General features: G+C 40.4%; 9 protein-coding genes. 4 read left to right on the top strand and 5 right to left on the bottom strand.

Annotation, left to right across the window (positions count from 1 at the left end; genetic code table 11):
- Positions 1–26: 26 nt before the first annotated feature.
- Positions 27–1,208: an FAD-dependent oxidoreductase gene (locus VB732_RS18430; RefSeq protein ID WP_323232354.1), complete on the bottom strand. Its 1,182-nt coding sequence runs from the start codon at positions 1,206–1,208 to the stop codon at positions 27–29.
- A 3-nt stretch (positions 1,209–1,211) separates the two neighbouring features.
- On the opposite strand from VB732_RS18430, the gene VB732_RS18425 reads away from it, so the two are divergent.
- Positions 1,212–1,955 (top strand): pentapeptide repeat-containing protein, encoded by a 744-nt coding sequence (locus tag VB732_RS18425; RefSeq protein WP_323232353.1) that lies wholly within the window; start codon positions 1,212–1,214, stop codon positions 1,953–1,955.
- A gap of 235 nt (positions 1,956–2,190) precedes the next feature.
- On the opposite strand, the gene VB732_RS18420 is transcribed toward VB732_RS18425, so the two are convergent.
- Positions 2,191–2,442: a hypothetical protein gene (locus tag VB732_RS18420; RefSeq protein WP_323232352.1), complete on the bottom strand. Its 252-nt coding sequence runs from the start codon at positions 2,440–2,442 to the stop codon at positions 2,191–2,193.
- A gap of 753 nt (positions 2,443–3,195) precedes the next feature.
- Here VB732_RS18420 and VB732_RS18415 point away from each other — a divergent pair.
- Entirely contained in the window at positions 3,196–4,671 is a 1,476-nt protein-coding gene (locus tag VB732_RS18415; protein WP_323232351.1) for a pentapeptide repeat-containing protein, read from the top strand.
- 124 nt (positions 4,672–4,795) lie between these two features.
- Here the strand turns inward: VB732_RS18415 and VB732_RS18410 are convergent, their stop codons facing one another.
- The 3 genes from VB732_RS18410 to VB732_RS18400 all read right to left on the bottom strand — a co-directional run bounded on the left by VB732_RS18410 (position 4,796) and on the right by VB732_RS18400 (position 7,111).
- Positions 4,796–6,247, bottom strand: coding sequence for a HAMP domain-containing sensor histidine kinase (locus VB732_RS18410; protein WP_323232350.1), 1,452 nt, complete (start codon positions 6,245–6,247; stop codon positions 4,796–4,798).
- Positions 6,244–6,621, bottom strand: coding sequence for a response regulator transcription factor (locus tag VB732_RS18405; protein WP_323232349.1), 378 nt, complete (start codon positions 6,619–6,621; stop codon positions 6,244–6,246). The genes VB732_RS18410 and VB732_RS18405 overlap by 4 nt, the downstream gene beginning before the upstream one ends.
- Before the next feature lie 352 nt (positions 6,622–6,973).
- Entirely contained in the window at positions 6,974–7,111 is a 138-nt protein-coding gene (locus VB732_RS18400; RefSeq protein ID WP_323232348.1) for a hypothetical protein, read from the bottom strand.
- 54 nt (positions 7,112–7,165) lie between these two features.
- Here VB732_RS18400 and VB732_RS18395 point away from each other — a divergent pair, with 54 nt between their 5' ends.
- Together VB732_RS18395 and VB732_RS18390 are read left to right on the top strand one after the other, a co-directional pair.
- Positions 7,166–7,804 (top strand): YybH family protein, encoded by a 639-nt coding sequence (locus VB732_RS18395; protein WP_323232347.1) that lies wholly within the window; start codon positions 7,166–7,168, stop codon positions 7,802–7,804.
- Between the two features lie 8 nt (positions 7,805–7,812).
- Positions 7,813–9,114 carry a glycosyltransferase gene (locus VB732_RS18390; RefSeq protein ID WP_323232346.1) on the top strand — a complete coding sequence of 434 codons (1,302 nt, stop codon included), beginning with the start codon at positions 7,813–7,815 and terminating at the stop codon, positions 9,112–9,114.
- The last annotated feature ends 56 nt before the right edge of the window (positions 9,115–9,170 follow it).

The raw sequence follows: 9,170 nt of genomic DNA, 5'->3' as shown, positions 1-9,170 counted from the left end.
ACTCTACTCCTCTGCCCTCCCACTCTCTACTCACTTATTTCTTCAAAGGAAAAGCGTTCCATGAAACGGCGGTCAATGCAATCTTTGTAATGCCACAAGAGTTTATGAGGTGGTAAAGTGATGATACCTCGTGTGGCGATCGCTTTTCCATCTCCTGTACCAATTAGACTTAAATATTGTTTCTGCGGCTTATAAGGTTTGAGCGATTTACCTAATAAAATTCGCTGCAAATTCTCAAATAAAGGTTTACCTTGTCTAACAGCAAACACCCCAGCTTTCGGACGCGGATGATTTACCATTGTGGCGATGTCACCAGATGCAAATACCTGCGGGTGCGTTTGAGATTGTAATGTGTCTTCTACCAGAATAAAACCTTGCTCATCGGTTCCTAGTCCCGCAATTTTTAACCATTCGGGTGCTGAAGCTTGTGTCACCCAGAAAATTTTATTACAGTTTATTGTCAAACCAGAGTCGCATTTAATCTCAAATATTTCTCTAGTTTCCTTGTCCTTTTTAGGTGCGATATTACATACATTTTCTCCCAGATGTAGCTTAATACCTCGCTCGGTGAGAATTTGCTGAATTTGATGCCGTACTGATTGATGGTAATTAGGCATCAGTTCCATCTGACGATGAAATAAATGAATTTCTAGATTTTGAGTTGGTTGTTGAGTTTGACGTAAAATCTGATGTAAATGAGATTGCATCGCCAACGCCAATTCTACACCACCAGCGCCTCCACCCACGATCGCAATGCTAATTGGTTCTTGAGGATTTTTACCTACGGCTGCAATTAGTTCATCCCAATGTTCCAATAACTGCGATACTGGTTTAGCTGCGATCGCATATTTTGCTGCACCTGATACAGACACTCTGGCCGGAGTGCTGCCAATATCAATAGACAGCACATCAAAATCTACCACAAGTCCGTTAGCACAGAGAACTTTGTTGTTTTCCAAATCTAGGGCAACTACTCTGTCAATATGCAAATTTGCTTGAGCAAAGTTAGCCAAGGGTTGCAAATCAATATGACATTCATCATGGGTATAAAATCCCGCAATGTGTCCTGGTAACATTCCAGAGTAGGCTGTCTTTTGATTTGCAGTAATCAACGTCAAACGCGCTCCGGGTAATGGCTTCATTCCAAACATTTTCAGGGCAATTGCATGGCTGTGTCCGCCACCAATTAGCACTAAGTTTTTAAACATCGTATGTTGACAGTAATCATTAATTATTTTCATACTATAAAAAGTATTTTATCAATCAATAACAGTCAGGTATCAAAAATATATCTGGCGATACATAATTTACAAGAAAAAATTCAGCAAACTCAGTATAAGTATCCAAAAGAACGTTTGACAATAGCACTTGAACAACTAGAAAATCATTCAATAGAAACCAGTCTACCTGTAATCAAAGATTTAGAGCAAATTGCCAAAAATCATGCACATTACCACTGGATAATTATGGATATTCTTACTAGTTTTATCCGAAAAAATACTCTTTATATATGCCAAGAAAAAGTAACTAGTAAACTATCAGCAAAAGTTCGTGCAGATATTCAAGCAGCCTTGACTGTTATTGCTACAAGAGATGTAAATAAAGACCCGGAAAATGAGCAGCTTGATTTGAGCCACATCGACATGAGAGGAGTAAATCTGAATGGAGCGAACTTACAAAAGATAAACCTCTATCAAGCTAATCTTGCTGGGGCGAACCTCATAGAAGCTAACCTCGCAGGAGCAATCCTTAGTGCAGCTAATCTAGAAGGCGCTAACTTATATTTAGCTAACCTAGAAGGGGCAATCCTGAGTGCAGCTAACTTAAAAGGAGCTAACTTAAAAGGAGCTAACCTACATTGTGCAAACTTATATCTAGCTGAGTTGCAAGGGACAATCCTTAATGATGCCATACTTGATGGGGCAAATCTCAGAGAAGCTAAATTCTCTGAGTAATATTATGTCTGACTAATTAGTTGTCATTGCCAAGGAAGAGAAGCAATTTTCGAACCCTTGCGATTGCTATCTCTACGAGACGCTACGCGAACATTCCACTTCGTTGCACTCGCAATGACATATCCTAAGTGATTAGAGAGACATAATATAAAACATCAGTTTAACAAGGGGTATTTTTAGATTTACTTATAACACCAGCATGTAGAGTAGAGACGCTACTCCGGTGATAAGTTAATTAAATATTTTTATCTGTACCAGTAAACAGTTCTTTTCTACTATGTTTTAACTGCTTCCAAAGCACCTTGATTTGGTTGTACGCTTCTTCAGGAGATAGTTTACCAGATGTTTCTAGGCAAGATATGTAACTAATTTTTTGAGCAAATTCCTGTAGGTTAGCATTAAATATCATGTTCACTGGCTGAAATTCACCATAATACCGACTGCGAGGGTAGATAAAACTCTCAAGTTCTTTTGAAGGTTGTACCATGAGTGTGTCACGAAGTAGTGTTTTTCATTATGTTAGCAATCAGGTTTTAATTTAGTTATCCTCCTAATGCTATATATTACTTGAAGAAGAATTCAGAAGTCAGAATTCAGGAGTCAGAATCAATCAGTCGGGGATTCAGACCGACGCAGGAATTGTTGCACCACCAAATTGTAGATTTGGTGGTGGTCTTAAACCTGGTTATTCATCCGCCACTCGCACAGAAAACATTACTGAATTCTGACTCCTGACTCCTGACTCCTGAATTCTATTCGATAAAAAAAATTCTTTTCTAACTGATACGTTTAACAAGCAGAACTCGGTTAGTTCCACAACTTAGTGCAGGTGGTTAAAAACTTGATTAATGATGCTGTATCCTCAGTTTGTTGCTTAACTTATCAGGTGAGTCGGCAAGATTTATGCATTACCAAAGTTAAAATATAATTTTTTGATTTTGCTCAATTCGGCGGCAACTCAAGGCAAACATATCTAAGGTCTAAGAATCCTTTAATAGCAAGGGATTAGGTATTTTACAATATAGGCTGTTTTCATTACAGCAGTTTTCATCTATTTGAAATACACCTGTCGTAGGGGCGCAAGGTCTTGCGCCCCTACCGCGTGGTCTATTTACCATATTCGATGTTATTACTTAGTCCAAGAGGTCTTATAACACCTATTATAATTTTCTGCTAAATGCTATACTATTTTTTCCAAACATCTAAGTAATAATTCTAAGTTGTAAGGAAAATCTTTACCATGTCTTCTAAAAAGACAGACACTCTGTTGAATTGGTTGATAACTATAACAGTTATATTTGGCTGCTCATTGACTGTAATTTTCTTTGCTTTATCCAGTATTAAAGAATTGTCAATTCAGGAAAAAATTCAGTATAGAAACCAAGCGTTAACAACTACTGCAATAGTTTTTCTGGCATCGGCAGCAATGTTTAATACCTACTATGCAGCAAAGCGGGCCCAAGCGATGCATAAAAATGCGATCGCAGCTGAGAAAAACCTTGAAATTGGCCTTCAAAATGCCAAACTCAATCAAGACAGATTGATTTCAGAACGGTTTATGGGGGCAATTGCCCAGTTAGGTCATGATAAAATTGAAACCCGAACAGGTGCAATTTATGCATTAGAAAGAGTTGCTCAGGATTTTCCTAAAGAACACTGGACAATCATGGAAATCCTCACTGCCTTTGTGCGCGAAAATGCAGCTATCCAGCCGGTGAAGGTAGAGCAACAAAAGTCGGAATATCCATCAGATGATTACTCAGGTAGGCGTAGAAGTGGGTCACGTCCGACACAGCCATTGGAGCAAAACCTCTATGAAGAATTGCCAATAATCCGCACCGATATTCAAGCAGCCCTAACTGTCATCGGCAGACGTAATTTACTCGAAGACCCAAAAGATCAGAAACTTGATTTACGTCATATTGATATCAGACGAGCAGACTTGCTAGGAGTTAATCTGCAACAAGCCGATTTACGTGGTTCTGACTTAAGTGGGGCTGACTTGCGCGGAGCCGACTTGAGTGAGGCTGACCTGAACAGCGCTAAACTCATTAGGTCTATTCTTTATGAAACCAAATTACTAAAAGCTAGCCTCTGTGGAGCTAATTTATGTTGGGCTAATCTCAACCGTGCTAATCTCTCTGGGGCTAACCTGCGTTCAGCCAACCTCTCAGGAGCAAGTCTGCGTGTAGCGAATCTCCAAGGAGCAAACCTCTATAAAGCTAACTTGCAACAAGCGACTTTGAAAGTCGCCAACCTTTCTGGGGCAAAGCTGTTTTTAGCTAACTTACAAGGTGCAAAACTAGGTAAAGCGAACCTAAATCTAACGGGTTTGATTGGTGCTAACCTTTCAGGGGCTAACCTAAATGGAGCCAACCTTTCAGGGGCTAACTTGAATGCAGCCAAACTTCACCAAACAGAAGTTTATTTTGCCAATCTCTCAGAAGCCAGTTTAACGGAAGCTGACCTGCATCAGGCAAACCTAATTGGAGCTAACCTGCATCGGGCGACCTTTTATCAAGCTAACTTGAGTCAGGCAAACCTGATGGGAGCTAACTTTTTAGAAGCTGACCTTAGTGATGTCAAACTGGAAGGGACAATTTTAACAGGGGCTAAAAACTTAGAGTTGCATCAGATTAGAAAGGCACTTGGCGATCGCACCACTCGCCTACCTGATTATATAGAAACACCGACAGATTGGCGACAATCAGGTTGAGTTATTTGGGCGCATTCTACCGTTTCACTTAATGCTATAGTTTTTACCAAAAGTCTCCATAACTATTCTGGAGATGAGAAAAAAATTTATTAGTTCTACCATCTGCCCCCAGCCCCCTGCTTCATTAACCTTCACTGGGAAGACGCGATCGCACAACTGCTATTATTGGCAAATATATAGTAAAAGTTGCACCTTGATTTGGTGTGCTGCTAGCGATAATACTGCCTTGATGGGCTTCAATAATCCGCTTGGCGATCGCTAATCCTAGACCATTGCCACTACCTTTTCGTGCGGGATCTGTTGTATAAAATTGCTCAAAGATTCGGGGTAAATCACCCTTTTTTATCCCTTTTCCTTGGTCTTGAATTTGAATAATAGCTTGTTTACCTTGACTGTCTCCAGAAATAGATACTTGAGAATTGGCTGGTGAGTGCTTAATCGCATTATCTAATAAATTGAGAATCGCTTGTAATAGCCGCTCTGGATCGCCCTGGATAATTAGGTTTCCCACGTTCACCTGTGTAGAAATTCCCAGAGTTCGCATTCGCGGTTCTAATGCATTAACAGCACGGTTAATCAATCCATCCAGCGAAATAGCTTGCTTTTCTAGTTCAGCAACTCCTGCTTCCAAACGTCCTAAATCCAGCAAGTCATGAATCAATCGTGATAAACGTTTGATTTCGCTTTCGATAGTTTGAAAAAAGCGATCGCGTAACTCTGGTTCTTCAGATGCTCCTGCTTTGAGTGCATCTACTGTTACCTGAACGTTACTGATAGGGGTACGTAATTCATGGGAAACACTGGCTAAAAATACCCGTCGCTCTTGGTCTAAGGAAGCTAACCGTTCACTCATCCGGTTGAGTTCTGCTGCCAATTGATCTAACTCATTGTTCTCATGGATCGTCAGCTTATCACCAAAATGACCGCCACCCAAGCGAATAGCAAAATTCTGCATAATTTCAATCGGTTTTGAGAGACTGCGAGCAAACCGACTGCTAATTAACGCACACAGCAGAATCGTTATTGCTAGGGTTCCCAAAATACTCCAAATTACTCTAGCAAACTGTCGCTGAAGCTGCCCCAAAGTCATAGACATTCGGATTATGCCCAACGACCGACCGTTACGCTCAATAGGTTTAGTAATATAGAGGCGATCGCTGTTTGATAAAACGCCTTTGGCAATTCCTTGCTTTACGCGGTTTCGTAGAGCTTCCCCTATTCCCGGAACCTGAGACCAATCTTTAACTTGACTATCTAATTTTGGGTCAGAAGTGGCTAATAAACTGCCTTGTTGATTAAAAACACGTAGGGTTATAGTTTGTGGTGCGCCATACCGTTGTACCAGTACCTTTACTTGTTTAATATCATTTTCTTCTAGTGCATCTGCAACACTTTCACTTAATGCACTCGTCAAGTTATCCAAATCTGCTTGTCGCGATCGCATAAAGTAATCATTGAATGACCACAGGATATAACCTGCCATTAATGACGTACCAAAAGCTGTCAGCATCAGGTATGTGCTTAACAGCTTGGCATAAATTGAATTGAATTTAATCCCAGACATCCAGCCTCTCATGCAGGCTGCTCCCCAGAACGACGACGTAAAACCGCTTTGATGCGTGCCAGTAATTCGCGGGTGTTGAAGGGCTTAGTAACATAATCATCTGCACCTGCTTCCAAACCCCAAATTTTATCAATATCCTCATCTTTAGCTGTGAGCATGACAATAGGTACATTGGAAAATGCCCGAATCCGCCAGCAAACTTCCATACCGTCAACTTCTGGTAACATCAAGTCCAGCAAAATTACATCTGGTACTTGCTTGTGAAATTGTTTGATTGCACTATGTCCATCGGCGGCTGTAGTTACCGTGTAACCTTCTTTCTGTAGTGTATAGGTGAGGCTATCCCGCAAGGGTGCTTCATCATCTACAAGTAATACGTGTGGCATGTCACATTTAACTTAACGTTATTTTTGTATAATAAGTATAATTTTGATATTCAGGTGGAATTTTGACATCCTTCTTAAGGAAATAAGTTGTTACTTAGTAAGGATAAATTAAAATCTCAAGGCTTCATAAATAATAATATTTTATTAAATATATTAACTATAGCGCTTCCTATTCAGATGCGGTACGAGATTATATTGCAAGGTGTAGGGGCACGGCACTGCCCGTGCCCTTACGAAAGATATGGTTTTTAAGCTTGCTCCATATTTGGTATTTCTTGTCAATGCATAAGTCCTAGAATAGTAGGTTGCGATTTAGTCCACTTGAGTGGACTTTAGCTATGAGACTTGGAATTCATTCCGAGGCGGGATAGAAACGCAGTGTGAGATTTATTAATAAAGATATGGTTGCGGCAAAACTTGTGTGTACACCGTAGCCTTTTAGGAGAGAAATAGAAGTGAGGTTTTCTAGATGCCGTGAAAAGTCAGACATGATATAACATTAAAAAATTCTCGGTAAGCGTTACCCAATCTAAAGCTTTTTTATATGATGAAACAGAGATTGGCAAGCATATACAAATGCACTCAGCTACTTTGGAGTGTTTTGTTAGTGTTGGTAATTTGGAATCTACCCCAATATGCTCTAGCAGATGTCAACCCACAAGAGATAAATGCAATTATTCGCACGCGGGATATTGCTCTGCAAGCCTTAAACACTCGTGATTTTTCCAAAATACAGCCTTATTTGCACCCAAACTTCACAATCACAACAGTTGATAATCAGACTTTCAAGACAGTTCCTGAATTTGAAAAGTACTGGAATCAACAGTTTTCCAGTTCTATCAAAGATATCAAAATGCAACTAACGGGAGATACTCTTAGAACATTTCTCACTCCCGATATAGATGTTTCCTCTGGAGAAGCGATCGCATCTTTTTCTTTCAAAGATGGTAACGCGGCTGATATGGCGTTACGATGGACAGCCGTGCTGCAAAAACTCCAAGACAAATGGACGATTCAATCGCTGCATTTCTCCTCCAATTTGCTGAATAACCCAGTGTTGAATTCTGCTCAACAATTGGGGCGGATTCTAGCAATTGCAGCAGGGGTAGGCGGTTTCCTGGTGGGAGTAGTGACAATGCTATTATTACGTCGCACGATTAAGCCAGAAACCGAAAGGACATAACAAATAAAGTGGGAAGAAGCACTTATCAACCCAGTAAAAATACTATCTTTCATCGCCGTCTCAAAGCAACCATAGTAGTTTTAGTGGTTTGGGGTGGCGTGAGTTTGCTGCACTGGCTACCAGAAACACAATGGTTGATGCTGGGATTAACGGCAATCCTGACTGTGCAAACATTACGGATGCTGTTAGCAAAACCAGAGGCGACGGTGATGGAAAGTGAGATTTATTTACCGCCAGTCTCGATTTTAGTTCCGGCTAAAAATGAAAGTTTAGTCTTGGCTAATCTAGTTTACAGCCTATGCCAATTGAATTATCCCAGCGATCGCCTAGATATCTGGGTCGTTGATGACGGTAGTACTGATGAAACCCCCCAAGTTTTGAGGGAATTACAAACTCAATTTCCAGCTTTGCAAGTTCATCGACGGGAATCAAAAGGTGGTAAATCAGGGGCATTGAATGCGGTGTTTCCCTTTACCCAAGGGGAAATTATTCTAGTCTGCGATGCGGATGCTCAATTAAGAGCCAATTTTCTCCAACAAACAGTACCTCTGTTTCAGAAGCAAGCGATCGGTGCGGTGCAAGTGCGAAAAGCGATTTCTAACGCTAATACCAATTTCTTAACCCGTTGTCAGCAGATGGAAATGTGCTGTGATAGCTTTTTGCAAACCCATCGCATTGCGATCGGTGGAATGTCTGAGCTGCGCGGGAATGGGATGTTAGTTCGTCGGGAATTGTTAGAAAAGTGTCAAGGTTGGAATGAGAACACTGTCACCGATGATTTGGATCTTTGCTTCAAACTCTATTTAGCAGGTACGGAAATTGAGTTTGTGACAGTTCCATCAATTCAAGAAGAAGGTGTAACTACTTGGGAAAAACTTTGGTATCAACGCTGTCGTTGGGCTGAAGGTGGTTATCAGCGTTATCTAGATTATTTTCCTCAAATTCTGACTTTAGGTTGGGCGAAAGAAGTTGATTTACTATTGTTTTTTCTATTACAATTTATTCTGCCAATTGGATTAATACCAGATTTACTTTGGACAATATTTTATAGCCATCATCCCGTTCTGTTTCCCTTGCAAACACTACTCAGCATCATTCTGACAATTGCTTTTATTGCTGGACTTTACCAATTTCAAAGTTTACGAGGATGGTCTTTGCTTTGGGCAACAATTCAAGGCTCATTATACATGGTGCATTGGATTCCTGTGATGATTGTAACTACTTTAAAGATGTGTGTGCAGGAGCGATCGCAGTGGGTAAAGACTGAGCATCGTGGTCAAAATGTTTACATAAATTCTGACAACAAATAAAATAACAATCAATCACAAAAACCGCATATTCTAAGAGTGTTCCAAAAAATAAATGA

Source organism: Nostoc sp. UHCC 0252, assembly GCF_034931145.1.
In the GTDB taxonomy this organism is placed as follows: Bacteria; Cyanobacteriota; Cyanobacteriia; order Cyanobacteriales; family Nostocaceae; genus Nostoc.
Note: the sequence above shows the minus strand (reverse complement) of the source record. Positions and strands in the feature narration are given on the sequence as shown.